A 25,686-nucleotide genomic window follows, 5' to 3' on the forward strand; every position below is an offset into this window, starting at 1 on the left:
ACACCAATGGCCGATGTCAATCTGAGACAAGTGAAGAAGTCCTACGGCAATCTCAACATTCTCCACGGCATCGACCTCGATATCAAATCGGGCGAGTTCATCGTCTTCGTCGGTCCATCGGGCTGCGGCAAGTCGACCTTGCTGCGCTCGATCGCCGGGCTCGAGGAAATCACGTCGGGCGAACTCAAGATCGATGGCGACGTTGTCAACGACGTGCCGCCGTCCAAGCGCGGCATCGCCATGGTGTTCCAGTCCTACGCGCTCTATCCGCATATGACGGTCTACGACAACATGGCGTTCTCGATGAAGATCGGCAAGGAGAACAAGGCCGAGATCGACCGCCGCGTGCGCCAGGCGGCGGAAATCCTGCAATTGACCAAGTATCTCGACCGGCTGCCCAAGGCGATGTCGGGCGGCCAGCGCCAGCGTGTCGCCATCGGCCGCGCCATCGTGCGCAATCCGAAAGTGTTCCTGTTCGACGAGCCGCTGTCGAACCTTGACGCCGCGCTACGCGTCGCCACGCGCATCGAGATCGCCAAGCTCAAGGAATCGATGCCCAACACGACGATGATCTATGTCACCCACGACCAGGTCGAGGCGATGACGCTGGCCGACCGCATCGTGGTGCTGAAGGACGGCCATGTCGAACAGGTCGGCACGCCGATGGACCTTTACAAGAAACCCGGCAATCTGTTCGTCGCCCAGTTCATCGGCTCACCGGCCATGAACATCCTGCCGGCAACCATCGACAAGACCGGCAACCCGACCGTCGTCAGCCATGTCGGCGGCCGCAAGGCGGCGGTGCCGATCACCACGCCGGCCTCGGCCAAGGGCGCGGCGGTCAGTTTCGGCGTGCGGCCGGAAGACCTGATGATCGCCAGCGGCGCGGACTATCTGTTCGAGGGAACGGTCGACTATGTCGAGCAGCTCGGCGAGGTCCAGCTGGTCTATGTCGATATCGGCCGCGCCGACCTGCCGCTGGTGACCAAACTGCCGGGCAATGTCGAGGTCAAGCGCGGTTCGACATTGCGGCTGAGCGCCAATGCCGAGGACCTGCATATCTTCGATGCGGACGGACATTCCTTCGCGCTGCAAAAGCCGGAAGCAAAAGCGGCTTGAGGCCGCCGGTCCTGCTGGGTCAAGGCAACAAAAAAGAGCGGCGAGCCAGGCCCGCCGCTCTTTTTTGGAAATCAGCTACGGCTGTTAACGGCCGAAGAGGTTGCGGTCGCTGCCCTGAGGAGCGGACTTCTGCGCGTCGCCCGACGAATTGAGCAGCTTGTAGACAGGCGAGCCGCTCTCGCGGATCGAAGCCGTACGCGAGTTGTCAATCGAAGTTGCGGCGGGCGAAGTCACGGCGGGCTGGTTGGCGCCATTGGAACCAAAATTGTCGCTGCCCGCGAAAGCGCTGCCGGAGATGGCCAGAACGGCGGCGGCAGCAAGGATGATCTTGTTCATGTTAGTCTCCTGAATTTCTGGATTTCACGGGAATGGCCGGCATCGCCGCCATTCCCGTAAACCGGCATTACTTGCCGAAGAGGTTGCGGTCAGCGCCCTGCTGAGCAGGCAGCTGGGTGGCCGGAGCCGACTTGTCGACCGAAGCCGTGTAGGAATGGTCGGCCGCAGCGGCCGACTGGTCGGCACCGTTGGAACCGTAGTTGTCGCTGCCAGCGAAGGCGCTGCCGGAAATGGCCAGAACGGCGGCGGCAGCAAGGATGATCTTGCTCATGTTAGTCTCCTGAATTTCTCAAGGTCGGCCAGAGCGGCGGGCGAAAAGCCCGCTGTCGGCCGGGATCTGTTGTTAGTTGTTGCCGAAGAGGTTGCGATCGGCGCCCTGGGCAGGCGTCTGAGCAGCCGGCTCCGACTTGTTGGTCGAAGCGGTGTACGAGCTGTCGACAGCCGTGGCTGCGGCGGCATTCGAACCATAGTGGTCGCTACCAGCAAAGGCGCTGCCGGAAATAGCCAGAAGGGCGGCGGCAGTGAGAACAATCTTTTTCATTTTTGGTACTCCAGTATTTTTTCCGTCCGTCTAGCGGCGTGTCTTGGGATTGAAATCGCGTCGTTCGGACAGGCCCGATGTGGGAAAGCCAGTTCGCCGTTTCCAATCACGAAGTTGTTCCGTGTGGACCAAGAATCCACCACTTGAAATTGTGCCAGGGCTTCCGAGCCATGCATTTTTCTTGTTGATATCAACCACTTAGTAAACGCCAGCCGCAAGGTCACAGACTGTATCGGAGGGCCATCGTTCACACCGTCCTGCACGCACCGTCAACAGAAACGAACCGTTCGGTTCGATTTTAGAGTCTGCTAATAGTCACTTTTCGAAACCGTTAACCTCTTTTGCCCCAGTTCCGGGTCGATTTTGACAGCCGGCACAGCTATCGGCGGAGGCGATTTTCGTGACCGCTGCCCGTGACCTAATCGTTGCGCATGCGTGTCGCGCCGCATGGATACGATGTCGCTTTCATGCCGATGTCGCAAACGCTGTCGTGATTAGATCATGTCATCTCAGGTGCCGCTTCGTGACGACGGGGCGGAGAATTGGGAAGCCGGTCAAAATCCGGCGCTGCCCCCGCAACGGTGGTGGAGTTCAAGTCGCAACGGGAGACCACTGGGCAAAAGCCTGGGAAGGTGTCGCGACCGTCCGCAAGGACACTCCAGAGCCCGGAAACCAGCCCGAGATTTTTGAACTCGACTGATCGCGGTGGGCGGTCAAGAGGCGGATCGCGCGTGCCCGGCTTTCGCCGAGCTGCGTCTCATCCTTCCTCAATCACCACCAGTTCAGTCCTTGAAGTATGAGGACAGGACATGGATGCGCGCAACGATATGCTGAGGCTGTTGAATGGCCGCAGAGAGGGCTTCTCGCTCGAGCAGCCCTTCTATACCGATCCCGATTTCTTCAAGCTCGACATGGAGCTGATCTGGTATCGCGACTGGCTGTTCGTCGGCCATGATTGCGAACTGCCCAAGCCCGGCAGCTTCATCACCGTACAGATCGGCGACTACCCTGTCGTGCTGGTGCGCGATCAGCAGGGCAAGATCAACGCCTTCCACAATTCCTGCCGCCACCGCGGCAGCCGCGTCTGCAACACCGACAAGGGCATGGCCGCCAAGCTGGTCTGCCCCTATCACCAATGGACCTATGAGTTGGACGGAAGGCTGCTGTTTGCCCGCCAGATGGCAGACGGCTTCGACAAAAGCCAGTTCGGCCTGAAGCCGGTCGCCTGCGAAAGCGTGGCCGGCTATATCTTCATCTGCCTGGCCAAGGAACCCGCCGACTTCGCGCCGATGCGGGCGATGATCGAACCCTATCTCAAGCCGCACCGGCTCAGCGAAGCAAAGATCGCCTTCGAGAGCACGATCGTCGAGAAGGGCAACTGGAAGCTCGTCTGGGAAAACAACCGCGAGTGCTATCATTGCGCCGGCAATCACCCGGAACTGTGCAAGACCTTCCCGGAAGCCCCGACGGTGACCGGTGTGCAAGGCGCCGACAGCGATCCGGAAATGCTGGCACACTGGGCCAAATGCGAGGCGGCCGGGCTGCCTAGCAAGTTCCGCATCGATCCGGCCGGGCAATACCGCGCCACCCGCGCGCCGCTGCTGCGCGATGCGGTCAGCTACACGATGACGGGCAAGCGGGCGGTGAAGAAGAACCTGTCCGACAGCGTCTCGGCCGACCGCATCGGCTCCTTGCTGCTCTATCACTATCCGACGACGTGGAACCACATCCTCGGCGACCATGCCGTCACCTTCCGCGTGCTGCCGATCAGCGCCACGGAAACCGCGGTGACGACCAAATGGCTGGTGCACAAGGACGCAGTCGAGGGCGTCGACTACGATCTTGCCGAACTCACCCATGTCTGGACCGAGACCAACGACCAGGATCGCCGCATCGTCGAGGAAAACGCCTTCGGCATTCTGTCGCCGGCCTATGAGCCCGGCCCCTATTCGGAGCTGCACGAGGGCGGCGTGATCCAGTTTGTCGAATGGTACGCGTCCTTCATCGGCCCACGGCTTGCCGAAGACGGCCGGCCGGCTTTGCGCAGTGTCGCCTGAGAGGTCTGGGGATGAACGCGATGACGGATCTTGGCCTCTATCGCCATCTCGATCAGATGGCGCCCTGGAACGACAGGCTGCAGGTGCTGGAAGTGATCGGCGTCAGCGACGAGGCGCCTGACGTCAAGACCTTCACCTTCCGCTCCGACAACCAGACCTGGTTCCGCTACAAGCCGGGCCAGTTCGTGACGCTGGAACTGCCGACGTCGGACGGACCGCTGATGCGCACCTATACGCTGTCGTCGTCGCCGTCACGGCCGTTCTCGATCGCGGTGACGGTGAAGGCGCAGGCCGGCAGCATCGGCACACGCTGGATGTTCGAACACCTGGTGCCCGGTTCGCACGTCAAGGCTTATGGGCCGAGCGGCGACTTTTCGCTGCACAGCCACCCGGCGGCCAAATATCTGTTCATCTCGGCCGGTTCCGGCGTGACGCCGATGATGTCGATGCTGCGCTGGCTGAACGATTGCGCGCCATGGACCGATGTCGGCTTCGTCAACTGCGCGCGGCGCGCCGAAGAGATCATCTTCCGCAAGGAACTCGAACTGCTCGGCGGCCATATGCCGGGCCTGTCGCTCGGCTTCATGATCGAGGAGCGGTCGAGCCGCGAGGGCTGGTATGGCCATATGGGCCGCATCGACGCGATCCGGCTGCCGCTGCTGGCGCCCGATTTCCGCGAACGCGAGATCTTCTGCTGCGGTCCGGATCCTTTCATGCGCGCCGTGCGCGGCATGCTTGAAGCCGCCGGCTTCGACATGACGAAATACCACCAGGAGAGCTTTGCCGCCCCCGCGGTTGAGGAAGTCCCGGCGCCGTTCGCATCGCCTGGGGAAGACGTTGCCGTTCCTATCGAGGCAACACCGATCCGCTTCGCGCTTTCGGATGTCGATGCCGAGTGCATCGCCGGCCAGACCGTGCTGCAGACGGCGCGTTCCTCGGGTGTGCGGATCCCCGCGGCCTGCGAATTCGGCCTGTGCGGAACCTGCAAGGTGAAGAAAGTCTCCGGCGCCGTCGAGATGAGCCACAATGGCGGCATCCTCGATCACGAGATAGATGACGGCTTCATCCTCGCTTGCTGCTCGAAGCCGCTTTCGGCTCTCGAAATAGAGGCGTGACAGCGTCGGGCGGCCCCGGCGCGGCAGCCTTGCCAAGCAGTTGCGGCTGTTTCCAGGACCCTGGCGACCTCGGTAGGGCGCGCGTCAGGATCGGCTTATAAGGCGTTCTCGTTCGGCTTCGTCACCCGCCGCAGCGTCAGATTGATCCTGCCGCCGTTCTTGAGCAGCGCCGAGGTCGAGGGATAGATGCGGTCGACGCCGTGGAAGGCGAGACGGCCCTCGCCGCCGAGCACGACGACGTCGCCGCTCTTCAGCCTGAACGATTTGGTGGCGCCGTCGCGCGTCGTCTGGCCGACCCTGAACAGGCAATCGTCGCCCAGCGAGACAGAGACGACAGGCGCCGAGAAATCGGCCTCGTCGCGGTCCTGGTGCAGGCCCATCTTCGCGTCGGCCGTGTAGAAATTGATAAGACAGGCCTCCGGCGGATTCGGATAGCTCGACACCTGCCGCCAAAGATCGAGCAGGCCCTCTGGGATCGGCGGCCATGGCTCTCCTGTCAGCGGATGCGTCGGCTGGTAGCGATAGCCGCGCTCCTTGTCGGTGACCCAGCCGAGCAGGCCGCAATTGGTCATGCGCACGCTCATCTCCTTGCCGGTGCGCGGCATGGCAGGGACGAACAGCGGGGCCTGCTGGACGATGCCTCTCACCTCTTCGACCAGCGCCTCCTGAACAGCGCGGGAGAGATGGGCCGGCATGTGACGGACGCCTTTGGGCAAAACGAGCATGAGGTCGGTGATAATCCGGTTGCTGCTTTGACCTTGAAGAATGCCACACGGAGGCGCTGACAACGACCCGAAAACGTTCTGGCAGACGGATCAGTCGTCGCCGACGCGGCCGCGCAGCTTCTTGATCGTGCCGCGTCCAGCCTTGCTCTTCAGCCGCCGCTCCACCGCGCCTTTCGAAGGGCGCGTCTTCTTGCGGGGTGGCGGCGGCGGTTCGGCTGCCTTGGCGACAAGCGCCGTGAGCCTCGCCCGGGCGTCCGCCCGGTTCTGCTCCTGGGTGCGGAAGCGCCCGGCCTCGATGACGATGACGCCGTCCTTGGTGGCGCGCTGGCCGGCAAGCTTGATCGTGCGGGCACGCACGCGTTCCGACAGGCCGGCCGCGCCGGCCGCGTCGAAGCGCAGTTGCACGGCGGTTGCCACCTTGTTGACGTTCTGGCCACCCGGCCCCGACGAGCGGATGAAATCCTCGTGCAGGTCACCGGGATGGATCACGGCTTCGCCCGATATGATGATGTCGTCGTCGATCGGCATGCCGCAGTCATGGCGCGGCGGCGGACAAAAGAAAAGGCCCGATCGAAATCGGGCCTTCAATGGTGCTGAGCGACGTGACGATTACTCCGCCGCTTCCTGCATGCGTGGCGCCGCACCCATGACGGTTGCATCGACATGCGGCTCGAATTTCTCGAAGTTGACGGCGAACATGCCGACCAGTCTTGCCGCCTGGCGGTCATAGGCGGGCTTGTCGGCCCAGGTCGAGCGCGGATCGAGAATGGCGCTATCGACGCCAGGCACCGCCACCGGCACCTCGAAGCCGAAATTGGCATCGGTGCGGAATTCGGCTGTCTTCAGCGAGCCGTCGAGCGCGGCGGCCAGCAGAGCGCGTGTCGCCTTGATCGGCATGCGCTTGCCGGTGCCGTAGGCGCCGCCGGTCCAGCCGGTGTTGACCAGCCAGCAATCGGCGCCGTGGCTGGCGATGAGCTCGCGCAGCAGATTGCCGTATTCCGAGGGGTGGCGCGGCATGAACGGAGCGCCGAAGCAGGTCGAAAACGTCGCTTCGGGTTCGGTGACGCCCTTTTCGGTTCCGGCCACCTTGGCCGTATAGCCGGAGAGGAAATGATACATCGCCTGCGCCGGGGTCAGCCGCGCGATCGGCGGCATCACGCCGAAGGCGTCGGCGGTCAGCATGATGATGTTTTTGGGATGACTGGCGCGCCCGGTCTTCGAGGCGTTAGGGATGAAGTCGAGCGGATAGGCGCAGCGTGTGTTTTCGGTAAGGCGGCCATCGTTGAAGTCCGGCACGCCGTCGGCGTCGAGCACGACATTTTCCAGCACCGTGCCGAAGCGCTGCGTGGTGGCGAATATCTCCGGCTCGGCTTCAGCCGACAGCTTGATCGTCTTGGCGTAGCAGCCGCCTTCGAAATTGAAGATGCCGTGCGGGCCCCAGCCATGCTCGTCGTCGCCTATCAGCGTGCGCGACGGATCGGCCGACAGTGTCGTCTTGCCGGTGCCGGAAAGCCCGAAGAAGACGGCCGCTTCGCCGGCCGGCCCCTCATTGGCCGAACAATGCATCGGCATCACGCCCTTCTGCGGCAGCAGATAGTTGAGCATGGTGAACACCGACTTCTTCATCTCGCCGGCATAGGAGGTGCCGCCGATCAGCACGATCTTGCGGGTAAGGTCGACGGCAATCACCGTTTCCGCGCGGCTGCCGTGGCGGGCGGGGTCGGCGCGGAAGGACGGCAGGTCGATGATCGTCATCTCCGACACGAACTGTTCGAGCTCGGCCTTGTCCGGACGGATGAGAAGATTGCGGATGAACAGCGAGTGCCAGGCAAACTCGGTGATGACGCGCGTCGGCAGTTTCAGCTCGGCATCGGCGCCGCCGACGAGGTCCTGAACATAGAGATCCTTGTCCGCGGCGTGAGCAAGGAAATCGGCGAACAGCGTTTCGAACTGGGCCGGCGAGATCGCCTTGTTGTTGTCCCACCAGACATGCGCCTCGGTGTTGGCGTCGCGGACGACGAACTTGTCCTTTGGCGAACGGCCTGTGTGCTGTCCGGTCTCGGCGACCAGCGCGCCATGCGCGGTCAGCCGGGCCTCGCCGCGCCGGATCGCCTCCTCGTAAAGGGCGGCCGCGCCAAAATTATAGCGCACCATACCGGTGGTTTTCAGGCCGATACGATCGATCGGGCAAGCAGGATTGCGTTTGCCGACTTCCGACATTGGTGTCCCTTCTACGATTTGCCGCATCTTTGCCGGCGCATTTCCGGCACGCCCGCCGAGCGGGCTGAGATGGTCAAAACCAGAAAAGCCAAATGATATCAAATCATTAATCGATTTAAAAATTTTGAAAGTTGTTTAAATCGTTTATATATGCGAAAAGTTTCACGGTTGCCCAAAGGATTGGCGATGTTCGTTCGTCCAATCCATGTCGAGGTAGGATTGTGGCCTGCGGCACCCCGCGCGTGACAGCGGACAAGGCCTATGCCACATTTTGTACCTAATTTGTCCTGCAAAAGCCCCTTCTCTACGAAAGAAGGGACAGCTCATGAGGGAGCCGCTTGAAATGGCAACAATCGCGCTTGTCGATGACGACCGCAACATTCTGACGTCGGTGTCGATCGCCCTCGAATCCGAGGGATATCGCGTCGAGACCTACACGGATGGTGCGTCCGCGCTGGAAGGCCTGGCAGCGCGTCCGCCAAATCTTGCCATCCTCGACATCAAGATGCCGCGCATGGACGGCATGGAGCTCTTGCGCCGGATGCGCCAGAAGTCCGACCTGCCGGTGATCTTCCTGACCTCCAAGGACGACGAGATCGATGAATTGTTCGGCCTCAAGATGGGCGCCGACGATTTCATCCGCAAACCGTTCTCGCAGCGCCTGCTGGTCGAGCGGGTGCGCGCCGTGCTGCGCCGTGCCAGCGCCCGCGAGGCTGCGGCAAAGGCGCCCAGCCAGCAGGCCCGCTCGCTCGAGCGCGGCCAGCTCGTCATGGACCAGGAGCGCCACACCTGCACCTGGAAGGGCGAACCGGTGACGCTCACCGTCACCGAATTCCTGATACTGCATTCGCTGGCGCAGCGCCCCGGTGTCGTAAAAAGCCGTGATGCGCTGATGGATTCGGCCTATGATGAGCAGGTCTATGTCGACGACCGTACCATCGACAGCCACATCAAGCGGCTGCGCAAGAAGTTCAAGGCTGTCGACGACGACTTCGAGATGATCGAAACCCTTTACGGAGTCGGATACCGGTTCCGCGAAGCGTGAAATAGGCAGTAGGGAATAGTCAGTAGTCCGTTTTGAATGGTGCGAGCGGCCACATTACCGCGATCTCAGCCACTTCTCTATTCCCTACTGCCTACTCGCTACTCACTAATTAGGCAGGGCCTGCTATTCGATGGCAGTGGAAGCACAGCGAACAAGACCGACGGGCGCCGCCAGGCGGCCGTCGCGCATCATGCCGTCCTTCGTCTCGAAGATCACGGTGCCGATGCGCCGCTTCCTCGGCCACCACATCTTTTCCAGCCTGACCCGGCGCATCCTGTTTCTCAACCTTGCCGGCCTGGCTGTCCTGGTCACCGGCATCCTCTACCTCAACACCTTCCGCGACGGGCTGATCGATGCCCGCGTCGAAAGCCTGATGACGCAGGGCGAGATCATCGCCGGCGCGATCGCGGCGTCGGCGACGGTCGAAACCGATTCGATCAGCATCGACCCGGAAAAGCTGCTTGAGCTGCAGGCCGGCGAAAGCCTGGGGCCGGGCTCGGATCAACTCGACAATCTCGACTTCCCGATCAATCCCGAGCGTGTCGCGCCAGTGCTGCGGCGGCTGATCTCGCCGACCCGCACGCGGGCCCGCATCTATGACCGCGACGCCAATCTGCTGCTCGATTCGCGCCACCTCTATTCGCGCGGCCAGATCCTGCGCTACGATCTGCCGCCGGTCGAGGAGGAAGAGCCCGACCTTGTCGAACGCGTCCAGAAGTTCATCTTCGACTTCTTCCGCAACACCGACCTGCCGGTCTATCGCGAGCAGCCGGGCGGCAATGGCGCCGCCTTCCCGGAAGTGGTCAAGGCGCTGACCGGCAGCCCGTCGACCATCGTGCGCGTCTCCGAGCAGGGCGAGCAGATCGTTTCGGTGGCGGTACCAATCCAGCGCTTCCGCGCCGTCCTCGGCGTGCTGATGCTGTCGACCGAAGGCGGCGACATCGACAAGATCGTCGCGGCAGAGCGCAAGGCGATCCTGCGCGTCTTCGGCATCGCGGCACTGGTCACCGCCATCCTGTCGATGCTTTTGGCCTCGACCATCGCCAATCCGCTGCGCCGGCTGTCTGCCGCGGCGGTGCGGGTCCGGCGCGGCGTCAAGAGCCGTGAGGAAATCCCCGACTTTTCCGACCGGCAGGACGAGATCGGCAATCTTTCGGTCGCCGTGCGCGACATGACCAACGCGCTCTATGCTCGCATCGAGGCGATCGAAAGCTTCGCCGCCGATGTGTCGCACGAATTGAAGAACCCGCTGACCTCGCTGCGCAGCGCCGTGGAAACCTTGCCCCTGGCCAAGAACGACAATTCGCGCAGCCGGCTGATGGACATCATCCAGCATGACGTGCGCCGGCTGGACCGACTGATCACCGACATTTCCGACGCTTCCCGTCTCGATGCCGAACTGGCGCGAGAAGATGCGGGAACGGTCGACCTGAAGAAATTCATCACCGACCTCGTCGCCGTGTCGCGCGAGACCACGCGCAACAAGAAGGCGGTCGAGATCGAACTCAAGGTCGCCAAGCTGCCGCAGGGCGTGAAAGGCTATTTCGTCGCCGGCCACGACCTGCGCATCGGCCAGGTCGTCACCAATCTGATCGAGAATGCGCGCTCCTTCGTTCCCGAGGCCCATGGCCACATCAGCCTGTCGCTGGCGCGCGCCGGCAAGTTCAACATCCTGACCGTCGACGACAATGGTCCCGGCATCCGCGCCGACAATATCGACCGCATCTTCGAACGCTTCTACACCGACCGGCCGGCGGGCGAGGCGTTCGGCCAGAATTCGGGCCTTGGCCTGTCGATCTCCAGGCAGATCGTCGAAGCCCATGGCGGCACGCTGACCGCCGAGAACATTCCCGGCACCAAGCCCGGCGAGATCAAGGGCGCGCGCTTCGTCGTGACGCTGCCGGCCGAAGGCTGACCTCTAGCTCGAACATAACCATGCCCGAACCCGCCGCGCAGCCTGAAAACATTCACGGAACCGCGATCCTGATCGGCGACCGCGGCGTCCTTATCACCGGGCCGTCCGGCGCCGGCAAGACGACGCTGGCGCTGACACTCCTGGACCATTGCCGCGCGCGAGGCCTGTTCTCACGGCTGATCGGCGACGACAGGCTGCTTGCCGCGGCCCGCGCCGGGCGGCTGGTCTGTCGCGTGCCGCCGACTATCGCCGGTCTCGCCGAAGTCCCTGGGTTCATGCCGCGCCCGCTGCCGTTCGAACCGGGCGGAGTGATCGACCTGCATGTGAGGCTGGTGCCAAAGGCAGAGATGGCCCGTTTCCAGGAGGAAATCAGCGAGCCGGTCGCAGGCTGCCCGGTACCGCGTATCGACCTTGCCGAGCGTAACGCCGCCACGGCCCTGCCCGCCGTGATGGCGCGGCTGTCCATCATGCCTTTTCTATGATCCGCCCTGGGTTTTTTGCTGCAATGCGTCAAAATGGCATGGGCCGGCGCAATTTTGGGCTTGTCAACGGGCCGCGCGTCGACAAGATAGCGCTCCCGCCGCCTGGAATGGCTGGCGAACATAAAATGCGCCTGTGAAGCGGCGATGACGGGAGCCACCAAAGAATGATCGGACTCGTGCTTGTAACGCACGGTCAACTGGCCACCGAGTTCCGACATGCCGTCGAACATGTCGTCGGGCCACAAGACAATTTCGAAACCGTGGCGATCGGTGCCGACGACGATATGGAACAGCGTCGCCGCGACATCGTCGACGCCGTGGCCCGTGTCGATACCGGGGCTGGTGTTATCGTGCTGACCGACATGTTCGGCGGCACGCCGTCGAACCTCGCCATTTCGGTGATGGAGTCCGGCCGCACCGAGGTGATCGCCGGCATGAACCTGCCGATGCTGATCAAGCTGTCCTCGATCCGCAAGGGCGACAATATGGCCGCCGCGCTCGACGAGGCGCAGGCCGCCGGGCGCAAATACATCAATGTCGCCAGCCAGCTTCTGAGCAGCAAATGAACGCGATATCCCCGGAAAAGGACCACATCGTCCGGGAGTTTCCGATCGTCAACCAACGCGGCCTGCATGCGCGCGCCTCGGCGAAATTCGTCCAGCTCGCCAGCGGTTTCGACGCAGCGGTCCATGTCGAGAAGGACGGCGTCAAGGTCGGCGGCACGTCGATCATGGGCCTGATGATGCTGGCCGCCAGCCCAGGCTACTCGATCCGCGTCACCGCCAGCGGGCCGGAAGCGCTCGAGGTCATGGACGCGCTTGAACAGCTTGTCGCCTCCCGCTTCGGCGAGGAATGCTGATCCCGGACGCTGCCCAAGCATGCTCGCAGGACATGCAGGGATAAAGATTTCTTTATATCCCATTGTCGACTTGAGCCTGATCTGCTAGTCAGGCCGGCAATTCGCGTCCTTCGACGCGCCGACCGGGCGCGGGCGCACCCGCAACCAATTCGCAGCACAACAATTCGCAGGGAGTACTACCATGACGGGTAGCAAGGATTATGTGGTCGCCGACATCTCGCTTGCCGGCTGGGGCCGCAAGGAACTCGATATCGCCGAAACCGAAATGCCGGGCCTGATGGCCTGCCGCGAGGAATTCGGCGCCAAGAAGCCGCTGAAGGGCGCGCGCATCACCGGCTCGCTGCACATGACCATCCAGACCGCGGTGCTGATCGAGACGCTGAAGGCGCTCGGTGCCGACATCCGCTGGGCCTCCTGCAACATCTTCTCGACCCAGGACCACGCCGCCGCGGCCATCGCCGAGGCCGGCATTCCGGTCTTCGCCGTCAAGGGAGAGAGCCTCGAACAGTACTGGGACTACACCGACCGGATCTTCCAGTGGGCCGACGGCGGCCTCTCCAACATGATCCTCGACGATGGCGGCGACGCCACCATGTACATCCTGATCGGCGCCCGCGCCGAGGCCGGCGAGGACGTGCTGTCCAACCCGCAGAGCGAGGAAGAGGAATATTTCTACGCCCAGGTCAAAAAGCGCCTGAAGGCTTCGCCCGGCTTCTTCACCAAGCAGAAGGCTGCGATCCGCGGCGTCACCGAAGAGACGACCACCGGCGTCAACCGGCTCTACCAGCTGCAGAAGAAGGGCCTGCTGCCCTTCCCCGCCATCAACGTCAACGATTCCGTCACCAAGTCGAAGTTCGACAACAAGTATGGCTGCAAGGAATCGCTGGTCGACGGCATCCGTCGCGGCACCGACACGATGATGGCCGGCAAGGTCGCGGTCGTCTGCGGCTATGGCGACGTCGGCAAGGGCTCGTCGGCCTCGCTCAAGGGCGCCGGCGCCCGCGTCAAGGTCACCGAGGTCGATCCGATCTGCGCGCTGCAGGCGGCGATGGACGGCTTTGAAGTGGTGACGCTGGAAGACGCGGCTCCGACCGCCGACATCGTCATCACCACCACCGGCAACAAGGATGTCGTCACCCTCGACCATATGCGGTCGATGAAGGACATGGTGATCGTCGGCAATATCGGCCACTTCGACAACGAGATCCAGGTCGCCTCGCTGCGCAACCTGAAATGGACCAACGTCAAGCCGCAGGTCGACATGATCACCTTCCCGGACGGCAAGCGGATGATCCTTCTGTCGGAAGGCCGCCTGCTCAATCTCGGCAACGCCACCGGCCATCCGAGCTTCGTCATGTCGGCGTCTTTCACCAACCAGGTGCTGGCCCAGATCGAGCTGTTCACCAAGGGCGAACAGTACCAGAACCAGGTCTATGTCCTGCCCAAGCATCTCGACGAGAAGGTCGCGCGCCTGCACCTCGACAAGCTCGGCGCACGCCTGACCGAACTGTCGGGTGAGCAGGCCGCCTATATCGGCGTCACGCCGCAGGGCCCGTTCAAGCCGGAACACTACCGCTATTAACCAAAGCTAAATTTGCTACCATATATTGAGGCCGGGCGATTGACTTTTCGCCCGGCTTTATTTTTGCGCGCGATCAGCCTTCACGCCGATTCGGCGAGGGTTTATTGTCGGGTGATTCGCGACGCTTCCGGCCCGAGAGGATCAAGAGAAGCGCGTATCAGGGCGGTCTTGCATTCAGGCGGCGGAGAGGACCAAGACATGCCGGGGCAAAACCCGCACGGAGCGGGATCGGCCGTTTCCGGCGGCCATGACGATTCGGGGACCACAGGCTCGACCATTCAGGGCGGGCGCCTTTCATGGCGTGTCCGCGCCGGGCTGTTCCTGACCAGTTCCGCGCTGGCCGGCCCCCTGGCCAGCGCGGTGGCGCATGCCGAGAGCGCCGCCGTGGCCACCGCCGGCCTGTCGATCAACACGGTCGAAGTCATGCAGCTTGCCGTGTTCGTCGGCGTGACCGGCGCGGCATTCCTGTCGGCCATCGTTCTCATCCGCGAACGGGCCCGCACCTCGGCGGAGAATGTCGAACTGAGAAGCCGTGTCGCCGACATCAATGCGGCACTGCGCCGTTCGGAAGCGCTGCTCAATCTGCGCGACCAGCGCGTGGTGGTCTGGGCCTCGGAGAACAAGAAACCCGAACTCATCGGCACATTGCCGGTCGAAAGCGGCGCGCCGGAGGAGCGGGCGGCTTTCCTCGCCTTTGGCCGCTGGCTGATGCCGCGCTCGGCGGCGGCGCTCGAGCACGCCATCGCGGGCTTGCGCGAAAAGGCCAGGCCCTTCGACCTGGTCATCGAATCGCAGGCCGGCGCCCCGCTCGAAGTGCATGGCCGCAAGAGCGCCGCGCACATACTGGTGCGGTTTGTGTCGCTTTCCGAGACCCAGCGCAGCCAGGCCCGGCTGAAGATCGACAACCAGCGGCTGGCCGCCGACCACGACACCATGATCGGCCTGCTCGAAGCGCTGAAGATGCCGGCATGGCTGCGCGACGAGCATGGACGCCTGAAATGGGTCAACCGGGCCTATGCCGACGCGGTCGAAGCCGAAAGCGCGGAAGCCGCCGTCCGTGACGCCAAGGAATTCCTCGGGGGCCAGGCACGCGAGGCAATCGACGCCCAGCACAAGACGCATCCGGTCTTCGAGCAGTCGCTCTCCACCGTGATCGAAGGCGACCGGCGCGTCTTCGCGGTGACCGACTTCGCCGGCGCCGACGGTTCGGCCGGCCTTGCCGCCGACACCAGCGCCATCGAGACCATTCGCGGCGAATATGAGCGGACGGTGCGCAGCCACGCCGACACGCTCGACCAGCTCAACACCGCCGTCGCCATCTTCGACACTGACGAGAAGCTGCGCTTCTTCAACCAGGCGTTCCAGAAACTGTGGGGCCTGGACAGCGGCTTCCTGCACAGCGCGCCCGACAATGCGCTTTTGCTCGACCGGCTGCGCAGCGAAGGCAAGATTGCCGAGCAGCCCGAATGGCGCCGCTGGAAGGAAGGCCTGCTCGGCGCCTATCGCGCGGTCGAATCGCAGGAACATTGGTGGCATCTGCCCGACGGCAAAACCATCCGCGTCGTCGCCAACCCGCAGCCCAAGGGCGGGGTCACCTGGGTGTTCGAGAACCTGACCGAAAAGATGGACCTGGAAAGCCGCTACCGCACCGCGGTGCGCGTCCAGGGCGAAACGCTCGACAATCTCGCCGAAGGCGTGGCGGTGTTCGGCCCCGATGGGCGGCTGCGCCTGTCGAACCCGGCCTTTGCGACGCTCTGGGGATTGAGCGGCGAAGCCGCCAAGCCCAATGTGCACGTCTCTACCATACGCGACCTTTGCGACCGCCAGGCGGTCGACAGCCCCTGGCCGGGCTTCGTCGCCGCCATCACCGGTTTCGACGACGAACGCCGCGACCGGCACGGCCAGAGCGAGCTCAACAACGGCACGGTGCTGCGCTACGCCGTGATCCCGCTGCCCAACGGGCAAGTGATGATGACCTTCGTCGACGTCACCGACAGCGTGCATGTCGAACGTGCGCTGAAGGACAAGAACGAGGCGTTGGAGAAGTCGGACCAGCTCAAGAACGACTTCGTCCAGCACGTGTCCTACGAACTGCGTTCGCCGCTGACCAACATCATCGGCTTCACCGAACTGCTTTCACTGCCGACGACCGGGCCGCTGAACCAAAAGCAGCGCGAATATGTCGAGCATGTCAGTTCGTCCTCCTCGGTGCTGCTGACCATCGTCAACGACATACTCGACCTTGCGACCGTCGATGCCGGCATCATGCAGCTCGACATTTCCGAGGTGCATGTCGACCGCACCATCGCAGCGGCCGCGGAACTGGTCGCCGACCGGCTGCAGGAGCATTCGATCCGGCTCGAGGTCGATGCCGCTGCCGCGCCGAAGACGTTCCATGGCGACGAGACCCGCATCCGCCAGATCCTCTACAATCTGCTCAGCAACGCCGCCAACTACGCGCCGGAAGCCAGCACCATCCGGCTTGCCTGCCGCCATCTGGCGGACGGGGTGGAATTTTCCGTTCACGACGATGGACCCGGCATGCCGCCGGACGTTCTGGACTCGGTGTTCCGCCGCTTCGAACCGCGCACCAATGGCGGCCGCCGCCGGGGCGCCGGCCTCGGCCTGTCGATCGTCAAGAGCTTTGTCGAACTGCATGGCGGCAATGTTCGCATTGAAACCGGCAAGGACAAGGGCACCACCGTCATCTGCACCTTCCCCGACATGCCGGGCATCCGCGCCGCGGCCGAGTAGCGCGCTCGATGACGGGACCTGTGCTGGAGCGTTTGCTCGCGGATGAGACACAGACAGCGCGGCTGGGCGAGGATCTGGCGCTGTCCCTGCGCGCCGGCGACGTGCTGGCGCTCAAGGGCGATCTCGGCGCCGGCAAGTCGACATTGGCGCGGGCACTGATCAGGACGCTGGCCGATGATGCCAGCCTCGACGTGCCGAGCCCGACCTTCACCCTGGTGCAGAGCTACGACACGCGCATTCCGGTGCACCATTTCGACCTCTACCGCCTGGCCTCGGCTGCCGAGCTCGACGAACTCGGCTTCGACGAAGCGCTGACGCAAGGGGCTGCCCTGGTCGAATGGCCCGAGCGGGCGGAGGACTATCTGCCGAAGACGACACTCTCGATCGAACTCGTCCAGCATGGCGAGGGCCGGCTGGCGCGGCTGTCGGGGCAAGGCGCTGCCTTCGACCGCGCGGCGCGGTCGCTGGCCATGCGCGGTTTTCTCGAAAATGCCGGCTGGGGCGAAGCGCGGCGGTGCCATTTCATCGGCGACGCCTCCGCCCGTTCCTACGAGATCGTGACGCTCGCCGGCCACGAGCCGCGCGTGCTGATGAACTCGCCGCGGCTGGTGCTCGGACCGCCCGTGCGCGACGGCAAACCCTATGCCGTGATTGCCCACACCGCCCAGTCGGTCACCGCCTTCGTCGCCATCGACCGCGCCTTGAAGGCCGGTGGCGTCAGCGTTCCGCAAATCCATGCCGAGGACCAGGACCAGGGCTTTTTGCTGCTCGAACATCTCGGTTCCGAGGGGTTTCTCGGCAAGGACGGCGAGCCGGTGGCCGAGCGCTATGCGGCGGCGGCCGAGCTGTTGGCCATGATGCATGGCAGGAGCTGGCCGCAGCGCCTGCAAGCCGGACCCGGCAGCTTCCATGAGGTGCCGCCCTTCGACCGCGACGCGATGATGATCGAAGCCGATCTGCTGGTCGACTGGTATGTGCCGGCGATATCGGGCGGCCCGCCAAGCGACGACCTGCGCTCGGGCTACGCCAGGGAATGGAACGCGCTTTTCGACCGGCTGCAAGGCAGCGAATACGCGCTGATGCTGCGCGACTTCCATTCGCCCAACATCATCTGGCGCGACGACCGCGCCGGCCACGACCGGCTGGGCGTCGTCGACTTCCAGGATGCGCTGATCGGGCCTTCAGCCTATGACGTCGCCTCGCTGGCCATGGACGCCCGTGTCACCATCTCGCCTGAGATCGAGAAGAAAACGCTCGATGCCTATGTCGCGGCGCGCCATGCGGCAGGCGCTTTCGACGAAGCAAGCTTCCTGGAAGCCTATGCAATCATGGCCGCGCAGCGCAATTCCAAGATACTCGGCATTTTCGTGCGTCTCGAAAAGCGCGACGGCAAACCTTATTATTTGAAGCACCTGCCGCGCATCCGCGACTATCTGCGGCGGGCGCTGTCCCACCCGGCACTTGCCAGCCTGCGGGAATTCTACAATACGCACGGGCTGCTCGAGGAACGAACGCTGTGACGAGACCGAACACTGCCATCGTCCTTGCCGCCGGGCTCGGCAAGCGCATGCGGCCGATCACCGATACGATCCCCAAGCCGCTGGTCAGGATCGCCGGCAAGACCTTGCTCGACTGGGGGCTCGACAGCCTCGCCGCCGCCGGCGTCGCCAAGGCGGTGGTCAACGTCCACTATCTTCCCGAGCAGATCGTCGCCCATGTCGCGGCGCGTAGCGCTCCGCAGATCATCATTTCCAATGAGAGCGACCGGTTGCTCGATTCGGCCGGCGGCATCGTCAAGGCGCTGCCGGAACTCGGCCAACAACCCTTCTACATCCTCAATGCCGACACGTTCTGGATCGACCACGGTCCGCTCAATCTCGGCCGGCTTGCCCTTGCGTGGGACGCCGCGAAAATGGATATTCTGCTGATGCTGGCGGATCTCCATCAGGCGACAGGTCACTGTGGCAGCACCGATTTCCTGGTGGCGCCGGACGGAGCCTTGCGGCGCTCGAAAGGCGATCCGGCCGGCCTGATTTATGCCGGTGCCGCGATCGTTCATCCACGCCTGTTCAAGGATGCAACGGCCGAACCGCATTCGCTCAACGCCTATTTCGACAAAGCCATCGCCGCCGGCCGGCTGTTCGGCATGCCGATGCACGGCCACTGGATTACCGTCGGCACGCCCGATGCCATCCCGCAGGCGGAAGAAGCCGTCGCCGGCGCGCTAGCCGAGATGCAATGAGCGGCTCAAGCCGCGTTTTCTCTATTCCCCCCGGAGCGCCGTTCCTGCCGACGCTGGCCGAGGCGCTGCTTGCCGGTCGCCTGGTCCCGGGATTTCGTTTCGACGGCGATCCGCTCGCGCTGGCCGATGTCACCATCTATGTGCCGACGCGTCGTGCCGCGCGCGCCTTGCGCGGTGTCTTCGTCGACAGCTTGAGGGCACGCGGCGGCGGCGGTTCGGCGATCCTGCCGATCATCCGCCCGCTCGGCGAATTCGACGAGGACGAAGCCCTGTTCGAGGCCGAGCCAGCGGCGGCGATCGATCTCGCGCCGCCGATCTCGGCGACCGAACGCCTGTTGCTGCTGACGCCGCTGGTGCGTGCCTGGAAACGCCGGTTGCCGGAGCATGTGGCCAAGCTTTTCGCCGAGGAAATCGTCATCCCGGCCTCCACCGCCGACGCAATCTGGCTGGCGCGCGATCTCGCAGGGCTGATGGACGAGATCGAGACGGAAGGCACCGACTGGACCAAGCTCGCAGATCTGGTCACCGGCAACCTTGCCGGCTGGTGGCAGGTGACGCTCGAATTCCTCGGCATCGTCACCGATGCCTGGCCGAAATTCCTCAGGGAAAGCGACCGCTCCAATCCGGCCGCGCATCGCAGCGCGCTGATCCGCTCCGAGGCGGCGCGGCTGCGGCGCAATCCGCCAGCCGGGCCGGTCATCGCCGCGGGGTCGACCGGCTCCATCCCGGCGACGGCGGAGCTGCTTGCAGCGATCGCCCGCCTGCCCAGCGGCGCCATCGTGCTGCCCGGGCTCGACCGGACGCTGGACGAAGCGTCCTTCCAGGCGCTTGTCGCCCCCGGCGCGCGGCCGGCCGTGCTTGGCCACCCGCAATATGGCCTGGCCAGGCTGATCGGCAAGATCGGCGTGCTGCGCGCCGATGTCGAAGAACTCGGCACGGCCGAACCGCGGCTGGCGCTTCGCGCCGCGCTTGTCGGCGAGGCGCTGCGGCCGGCCGAGACCACCGAATTGTGGGCCGAAACACGCAGCGGGTTTTCGGCGTCCGATATTGCCGGCGCCTTTGCCGAGGTGACGCTGCTGGAAGCTGCCAGCGAGCGCGACGAAGCCGTCGCCATCGCCGTCGCGCTGAAGCAGGCCGTCGAACAGCCCGGCCAGCGGGCCGCGCTCGTCACCGGCGACCGCGCGCTGGCGCGGCGCGTCGCGGTGGAACTCAGGCGCTTCGGCGTGGTCGCCGACGATTCCGGCGGCACGCCGCTCGCCAACAGCCCGGCGGCCAGCCTGCTCCGGCTTGCGCTCGAAGCAGTGTTCCGGCCGGGCGATCCGGTCGGCCTTTTGTCGCTGCTCAAGCATCCGCTGCTCGGCCTCGGCCTCGAACGCGCCGATGTGCGCCACGCGGCGGAACTGGTCGAACTGGTGGCGCTGCGCGGCGGCACCGGTCGCCCCGACATCGTTTCGCTGCCGGACTTGTTCGAGGCCCGACTGACGAGCCTCGGCGATGACAGCCGGCCGCCCTTCTGGTTTTCCCGTCTCACCGTGCGCTCCATCGAGGATGCTCGAACCCTCCTCGTACGACTGACGGAAGCGCTGGCTCCGCTTTCGGCGTTTCGCGACCAAGCGGAAGCCGATCTTGCCGCGCTGGTCAAAGCCAGCGTGGTGGCCCTGGAAAGCCTCGGGCGCGCCGCCGATGGCGGCCTGGGCGACCTCTATGCCGGCGATGCCGGTGAAAAGCTCGCCGAGCTGCTGCGCGGGTTGGTCGCCGCTTCGGCATCGCTGTCGTTCGCTACCAGCGAGTGGCCCGATGTGATGAACGCGCTGATCGCGCCCGAGACGGTCAAGCCGGCGCAAGGCACCGACAGGAACATCGCCATCTGGGGGGCGCTGGAAGCGCGCTTGCAGGATGTCGACACGCTGGTCATTGGCGGGCTCAACGAAGGCGTGTGGCCGCGCAAGCCGGAGAGCGACCGCTTCATGTCGCGGCTGATGAAGACCGGCATCGATCTCGAACCGCCGGAGCGGCGCATCGGCCTTGCCGCGCATGATTTCCAGATGGCGATGGGCGCGATGCACGTCGTTCTGGCCCGCTCGGCGCGTTCCGGCGACGCGCCCGCCGTGCCGTCGCGCTGGCTGCAGCGGCTACTTACCTTCACCGGCAACGACCAGGCGGCAACCCTGCGCCGGCGTGGCGACGAACTGCTCGCCTGGGCACGCGCACTCGACACCGGCCCAAAGCAGGATTTCGCGCCGCGGCCGCAACCGAAGCCGCCATTGGCGGTGCGCCCAACGCATTTCTCGGTCACCGAGATCGAGACGTTGCGCCGGGATCCCTATGCCGTCTATGCCAGACGTATCCTCGGCCTGATGCCGCTCGATGCGCTCATCCGTGATCCCGGCGCGGCCGAGCGCGGTACGCTGTTCCACGCCATCCTGCATTTGTTCTCGTCGCGCGTTGCCGATCCGCGCGCACCCGACGCGCTGGCCGGTCTCATTGCCGCCGGCCGCGCCTGCTTTGCCGAAGCCGTTCTTCCGGCCGATGTCGAGGCGGTGTGGTGGCCGCGCTTCGAAAAGCTCGCCGCCAACATCGTCGAATGGGAGCGCACGCGTGCCGATGCGGTGGTCCGGCGCCATGCCGAGGAGCGTGCCGGCAAGACCCTCGTCGGCCAGTCCGGCGTGACGCTGTCCGGCTATGCCGACCGCGTCGATCTGCTGGCCGGCGGCATGGCCGATATTCTGGACTACAAGACGGGCTCCTCGCCCTCCAAGGCGCAGGCGCACACGCTGCTGGCGCCGCAGCTGGCGCTGGAAGGCGCGCTGCTGCGGCGCGGCGCGTTCAAGGATCTGGGCGCGCGCGAGCCGTCGCAGCTGGCCTTCATCAGGCTGAAGCCGAATGGCGAGGTGTTCGAGGAGTCCATTCTCGAGCACAACCGCCAGCCACGGACCGCCGCAGATCTTGCCGAAGAGGCTTGGGCGCGGCTGGAAAAGCTGCTGATCCACTATGCCGACCCGCAGACCGGCTATCTGTCGCGCGCGCTGCCGTTTCGCGAGGGCGAGACAGATGGCGATTACGACCATCTCGCCCGTGTGCTCGAATGGTCGGCCGGTGGCGATGCCGGCGACGAGGGAGGGGAGGCATGAAGAAGGCCTATCCCATCCCGAGCGATACCGCCAACAGCCAGGCCAGCGCCGCCGATCCGCAGAATTCGGCCTGGGTGTCGGCGAATGCCGGCTCCGGCAAGACCCATGTGCTGGCCCAGCGCGTCATCCGGCTGCTGCTCAACGGCACCGACCCGTCGAAGATCCTGTGCCTGACCTATACGCGCGCCGCCGCCGCCAACATGTCGAACCGGGTCTTTTCCACGCTGTCGGACTGGACGGTGCTCGGCGATACCGAGCTGGCCGCGAAGATCGAGGCGCTTGAAGGGCGGCGGCCCGACCGCGACACCATGCGCCGGGCCCGGCGCCTGTTCGCCGAGGCGCTGGAGACGCCGGGCGGACTGAAGATCCAGACCATCCACGCCTTCTGCGAATCGGTGCTCCACCAGTTCCCGCTGGAAGCCAATATTCCGGCCCATTTCGAGATGCTCGACGGCCAGATGGAGGCATCGCTTTTCGCCGCCGCGCGGCGCGAGATGATCTCCGGCACGGCTGCCGGCAACCCGGACTTGGCCGACGCCTTCGCCACCGTGCTGGAACGCGGCGGCGAGGCCGGTCTCGATGCCTTGCTCGGCGAGATTGTGCGCAAGCGCGACGGATTGCGGCAGTTCCTCGACGCGGTCGGGCGTGACGGCTTCCAGCCTTTGTTCGATGAATTCCATTTCCGCCCTGGCCAGACCACCGAAGGGATTGCAGCATCGGCCTGGCCGCTGCCCGGCTTCCTGCCCGACTATTTCGCGGGCTTCGCCCAGGCCGCCGAATCCACCGACGCCAGATCGGTGCTGAACAACATCCTGCCCTATGCGCGCCAGGCTTTCGCCGAGAGCGATCCCGTTCGCCGCCTGCAATTGCTGGCCAGAGCCTTCCTCAAGACCGATGGCGATCCCTACGACCCGGCAAAGGCCTTCAAGAAAGCCCTGAGCGACCGGCTGCCGGACCTGGCCGAGCGCTATGTCTCGGCGGCAAGCACCATCGTCGAAACCGTCGACCGGCTGGCGCTGTTCCGCATGTTGGAAGGCACACGCGCGGCACTGACCATCGCCGACTGGCTGATCGCCCGCTACGACGTGCTGAAGCGCAGCCGCGGCTTCCTCGACTTCAACGATTTGATTACCCGCACGGTCAACCTCCTGGCGCGGCCCGACGCCGGCCCCTGGGTGCAATATAAGCTCGACCAGGGCATCGACCACATCCTGCTCGACGAGGCACAGGACACCAGCCCGGATCAATGGGAGGTGGTGAAGCGGCTGGCGGAGGAATTTTTCGCCGGCTTCGGCGCGCGCGACAGGGTCCACCGCACGGTCTTCGCCGTCGGCGACGAGAAGCAGTCGATCTATTCCTTCCAGGGAGCCGCGCCGCATTCCTTCGCCGACAGCCGGCTGCTGTTCGCCGGCCGGGTGCGCGATGCCAAGGCGTCCTTCGCCGACCTCAAGCTGACCTGGTCGTTCCGCTCGACCGACGACGTCCTGGCCGCCGTCGACCGCGTCTTTGCCGATCCTATCGTGCGGCGCGGCATCAGCCATGATCCCGATCCGCTGAGCCACAAGGCCATCCGCACCGATGCACCGGGCTATGTCGAGGTCTGGCCATCGATCGGCGCCGACGTCGTCGACGAACCTGACGACTGGACGCAAGCCATCGACCACGCCCATGCGCCGGCGGTGCGCGTTGCCGAGAATGTCGCGGCGACCATTGCCGGCTGGATCGGCAGAAGCGAGATCGTCGAAGGCCGCGGCAAGCGGCTTCGCCCGGGCGACGTGCTGGTGCTGGTGCGCAAGCGCGACAGTTTTGTTCACGCGCTGACCCGCGCCTTGAAACGCCGCGACATTCCGGTCGCCGGTGCCGACCGGCTGAGCCTGCCGGGCCACATCGCGGTCAAGGACCTGATCGCGCTCGGCCATCTCCTGCTCCAGCCGCAGGACGATCTGTCGATCGCGGCAGTGCTGCGCAGCCCGATCTTCGACCTGCCGGAGGAGACGCTGTTCACGCTCGCCGCGCAGAGGCTGCCGGGCGTGTCTCTGGCCACGTCGCTGCGCCAGCATGCCGAAGAAAACGAGCGCCTGGCGAAGATTGTCGCGCAACTCGACGTCTGGGCTGGCGAGGCCGCCTTCAAGCCTGTGTTCGAATTCTATGCCGGCCTGCTGGCGCGCGACGGCGTGCGCCGAAAAATGATCGCCCGGCTTGGGCCCGAAGCCGGCGATGTTCTCGATGAATTCCTGAGCTTCTGCCTTGCCGAGGAACGGACCGGGCTGCCCGGACTGGAAGCCTTCCTGTCGACGCTGGAAAATGCCGGACCCGAGATCAAGCGCGAGATGGACCAGACCCGCGACGAGGTCCGCGTCATGACCGTGCACGCCGCCAAGGGCCTGGAGGCGCCGGTGGTGTTCCTGGTCGATGGCGGCTCCGCCCCGTTCAGCGACCAGCATCTGCCGCGGCTGATGCCGTTCGACGGCTCGGGCACCTTCTGGGACGGCAAGGGCTATCTCTGGCGTTCGGCCAGCGAGGTCGCCAACGGCTTCTCGAAGGCGGCAGCCGCCCGCGCCCGCGAACTCGCCGACGACGAATACCGCCGGCTGCTCTATGTCGGCATGACCCGCGCCGAGGACCGGCTGATCGTCTGCGGCTATCACGGCAAGCGGGCACCAAGCACCGGCACCTGGCATTCGATCGTCAGTCGCGCGCTCACCGGCGCGCCGGAAAGCGAACAGCGCGCGCATCCCGCCGGCGGCGAGCCGGTGCACCGTTTCCACGTCACCAAGCTGCCGCCCGTCGCGGCGAGCGCCGATGAACAGGCGCGGCGGGCCGATGCTTTCGGTCCGCTGCCGGGGACGCTGTTCCGCCCCTTGCCGCCCTTCGAGGACCTGCCGCGGCCGCTGTCGCCATCCGGCGCCTCGGCGCTGATCGATGAAGGCAAGGAAGCGGTCATCGACAAGGCTTCGCCGGTGCTGGACGCCGACGCCGAACCGGGCTTTGCCGTGCTGCGCGGGCTGGCTTTGCACAAGCTGCTGCAGATGCTGCCCGGCATTGCCGAGGGTGAACGCCAAGGTGCCGCCGAGCGTTATCTCGCGCGAACGGGTGCCGCATGGCCGCCGTCGGAGCGGGACAAGGCCCTGGCATCGGTCATCGCCATCCTCGACGACCCGCGCCTCGGCCAATTGTTCGCGCCCTCCTCGCGCGCCGAGGTGGCTATCATGGGCAGCCTGGAGGTGAGGGGCAAAACGCGCTCGATTTCCGGCAAGATCGACCGGCTGGCGGTGACAGCGGACACGATTTCGATCGTCGACTACAAGACCAACCGGCCGGCGCCCCCCTCACTGGCCGAGGTTCCTCCGGCCTATCTTTTGCAGTTGGCGCTTTATCGCGCCCTGCTGCAGCCGCTTTATCCCGGGCGCGAGGTGAAAGCCGCCCTTTTATTCACCGAAACGCCAAGGCTGATCGAACTGCCGGCCCGGGCCATGGATGACGCCCTTGCCCGACTCACGGGAGCGTGACACAAGACCTGCTTGAAGAAGGGCTAGATAACCACCACATTTGGTGCGACAAAG

20 protein-coding genes and 1 riboswitch are annotated in these 25,686 nt (G+C 64.8%); of the genes, 14 read left to right on the forward strand and 6 right to left on the reverse strand.

Annotation, left to right across the window (positions count from 1 at the left end):
• Nucleotides 1-6 precede the first annotated feature (6 nt).
• The gene (ugpC, locus tag CK226_RS13220) at nucleotides 7-1,119 is read left to right on the forward strand and encodes a sn-glycerol-3-phosphate ABC transporter ATP-binding protein UgpC (RefSeq protein ID WP_095789419.1); all 1,113 of its coding nucleotides are present in this window, start codon (nucleotides 7-9) and stop codon (nucleotides 1,117-1,119) included.
• Nucleotides 1,120-1,203: 84 nt separating this feature from the next.
• Here the strand turns inward: ugpC and CK226_RS13225 are convergent, their stop codons facing one another.
• The 3 genes from CK226_RS13225 to CK226_RS13235 form a co-directional block, all read right to left on the reverse strand.
• Complete coding sequence (locus tag CK226_RS13225; RefSeq protein ID WP_095771549.1) at nucleotides 1,204-1,455, reverse strand: DUF680 domain-containing protein; 252 nt, start codon at nucleotides 1,453-1,455, stop codon at nucleotides 1,204-1,206.
• Between the two features lie 67 nt (nucleotides 1,456-1,522).
• The gene (locus tag CK226_RS13230) at nucleotides 1,523-1,726 is read right to left on the reverse strand and encodes a DUF680 domain-containing protein (protein ID WP_095792074.1); all 204 of its coding nucleotides are present in this window, start codon (nucleotides 1,724-1,726) and stop codon (nucleotides 1,523-1,525) included.
• 72 nt (nucleotides 1,727-1,798) lie between these two features.
• Complete coding sequence (locus tag CK226_RS13235; protein WP_095771547.1) at nucleotides 1,799-1,996, reverse strand: DUF680 domain-containing protein; 198 nt, start codon at nucleotides 1,994-1,996, stop codon at nucleotides 1,799-1,801.
• Nucleotides 1,997-2,490: 494 nt separating this feature from the next.
• Nucleotides 2,491-2,692, forward strand: a riboswitch (cobalamin riboswitch).
• Nucleotides 2,693-2,805: 113 nt separating this feature from the next.
• Here CK226_RS13235 and CK226_RS13240 point away from each other — a divergent pair.
• Together CK226_RS13240 and CK226_RS13245 are read left to right on the forward strand one after the other, a co-directional pair.
• Nucleotides 2,806-4,053 carry an aromatic ring-hydroxylating dioxygenase subunit alpha gene (locus CK226_RS13240; protein ID WP_095792075.1) on the forward strand — a complete coding sequence of 416 codons (1,248 nt, stop codon included), beginning with the start codon at nucleotides 2,806-2,808 and terminating at the stop codon, nucleotides 4,051-4,053.
• A gap of 20 nt (nucleotides 4,054-4,073) precedes the next feature.
• Nucleotides 4,074-5,168: a hybrid-cluster NAD(P)-dependent oxidoreductase gene (locus CK226_RS13245; protein WP_095771921.1), complete on the forward strand. Its 1,095-nt coding sequence runs from the start codon at nucleotides 4,074-4,076 to the stop codon at nucleotides 5,166-5,168.
• A gap of 95 nt (nucleotides 5,169-5,263) precedes the next feature.
• On the opposite strand, the gene CK226_RS13250 is transcribed toward CK226_RS13245, so the two are convergent.
• The 3 genes from CK226_RS13250 to CK226_RS13260 form a co-directional block, all read right to left on the reverse strand.
• Nucleotides 5,264-5,893 carry an alpha-ketoglutarate-dependent dioxygenase AlkB gene (locus CK226_RS13250; RefSeq protein WP_095792076.1) on the reverse strand — a complete coding sequence of 210 codons (630 nt, stop codon included), beginning with the start codon at nucleotides 5,891-5,893 and terminating at the stop codon, nucleotides 5,264-5,266.
• Nucleotides 5,894-5,983: 90 nt separating this feature from the next.
• Entirely contained in the window at nucleotides 5,984-6,421 is a 438-nt protein-coding gene (arfB, locus tag CK226_RS13255; protein ID WP_095771544.1) for an alternative ribosome rescue aminoacyl-tRNA hydrolase ArfB, read from the reverse strand.
• An 81-nt stretch (nucleotides 6,422-6,502) separates the two neighbouring features.
• Nucleotides 6,503-8,113 carry a phosphoenolpyruvate carboxykinase gene (locus CK226_RS13260; RefSeq protein ID WP_095792077.1) on the reverse strand — a complete coding sequence of 537 codons (1,611 nt, stop codon included), beginning with the start codon at nucleotides 8,111-8,113 and terminating at the stop codon, nucleotides 6,503-6,505.
• Nucleotides 8,114-8,456: 343 nt separating this feature from the next.
• Between CK226_RS13260 and CK226_RS13265 the strand changes: the two genes are divergently transcribed.
• The 11 genes from CK226_RS13265 to addA all read left to right on the forward strand — a co-directional run bounded on the left by CK226_RS13265 (nucleotide 8,457) and on the right by addA (nucleotide 25,632).
• Nucleotides 8,457-9,158 (forward strand): response regulator transcription factor, encoded by a 702-nt coding sequence (locus CK226_RS13265; protein ID WP_010912942.1) that lies wholly within the window; start codon nucleotides 8,457-8,459, stop codon nucleotides 9,156-9,158.
• 130 nt (nucleotides 9,159-9,288) lie between these two features.
• Nucleotides 9,289-11,073 (forward strand): sensor histidine kinase, encoded by a 1,785-nt coding sequence (locus CK226_RS13270; RefSeq protein WP_095771542.1) that lies wholly within the window; start codon nucleotides 9,289-9,291, stop codon nucleotides 11,071-11,073.
• 20 nt (nucleotides 11,074-11,093) lie between these two features.
• Nucleotides 11,094-11,555, forward strand: a complete 462-nt coding sequence (locus CK226_RS13275; protein ID WP_095771541.1) for a serine kinase — start codon at nucleotides 11,094-11,096, stop codon at nucleotides 11,553-11,555.
• 164 nt (nucleotides 11,556-11,719) lie between these two features.
• Entirely contained in the window at nucleotides 11,720-12,121 is a 402-nt protein-coding gene (locus tag CK226_RS13280; RefSeq protein ID WP_010912939.1) for a PTS sugar transporter subunit IIA, read from the forward strand.
• Nucleotides 12,118-12,414, forward strand: a complete 297-nt coding sequence (locus CK226_RS13285) for an HPr family phosphocarrier protein (RefSeq protein ID WP_095771540.1) — start codon at nucleotides 12,118-12,120, stop codon at nucleotides 12,412-12,414. The genes CK226_RS13280 and CK226_RS13285 overlap by 4 nt, the downstream gene beginning before the upstream one ends.
• A gap of 181 nt (nucleotides 12,415-12,595) precedes the next feature.
• Entirely contained in the window at nucleotides 12,596-13,996 is a 1,401-nt protein-coding gene (gene ahcY / locus CK226_RS13290) for an adenosylhomocysteinase (protein WP_010912937.1), read from the forward strand.
• Nucleotides 13,997-14,194: 198 nt separating this feature from the next.
• Entirely contained in the window at nucleotides 14,195-16,750 is a 2,556-nt protein-coding gene (locus CK226_RS13295; RefSeq protein WP_095792078.1) for a PAS domain-containing sensor histidine kinase, read from the forward strand.
• A gap of 8 nt (nucleotides 16,751-16,758) precedes the next feature.
• A complete protein-coding gene (gene tsaE, locus CK226_RS13300; RefSeq protein ID WP_095792079.1) occupies nucleotides 16,759-18,270 on the forward strand; it encodes a tRNA (adenosine(37)-N6)-threonylcarbamoyltransferase complex ATPase subunit type 1 TsaE in 1,512 nt (503 codons plus the stop codon).
• Nucleotides 18,267-18,992, forward strand: coding sequence for a nucleotidyltransferase family protein (locus CK226_RS13305; protein ID WP_280951476.1), 726 nt, complete (start codon nucleotides 18,267-18,269; stop codon nucleotides 18,990-18,992). Before tsaE ends, CK226_RS13305 begins: the two co-directional genes overlap by 4 nt.
• Nucleotides 18,989-22,123: a double-strand break repair protein AddB gene (addB, locus tag CK226_RS13310; RefSeq protein WP_095792080.1), complete on the forward strand. Its 3,135-nt coding sequence runs from the start codon at nucleotides 18,989-18,991 to the stop codon at nucleotides 22,121-22,123. The genes CK226_RS13305 and addB overlap by 4 nt, the downstream gene beginning before the upstream one ends.
• Nucleotides 22,120-25,632: a double-strand break repair helicase AddA gene (addA, locus tag CK226_RS13315; protein WP_095792081.1), complete on the forward strand. Its 3,513-nt coding sequence runs from the start codon at nucleotides 22,120-22,122 to the stop codon at nucleotides 25,630-25,632. Before addB ends, addA begins: the two co-directional genes overlap by 4 nt.
• Nucleotides 25,633-25,686: the final 54 nt, after the last annotated feature.

This window comes from Mesorhizobium sp. WSM4311 (assembly GCF_002295115.1).
Classification (GTDB): domain Bacteria; phylum Pseudomonadota; class Alphaproteobacteria; order Rhizobiales; family Rhizobiaceae; genus Mesorhizobium.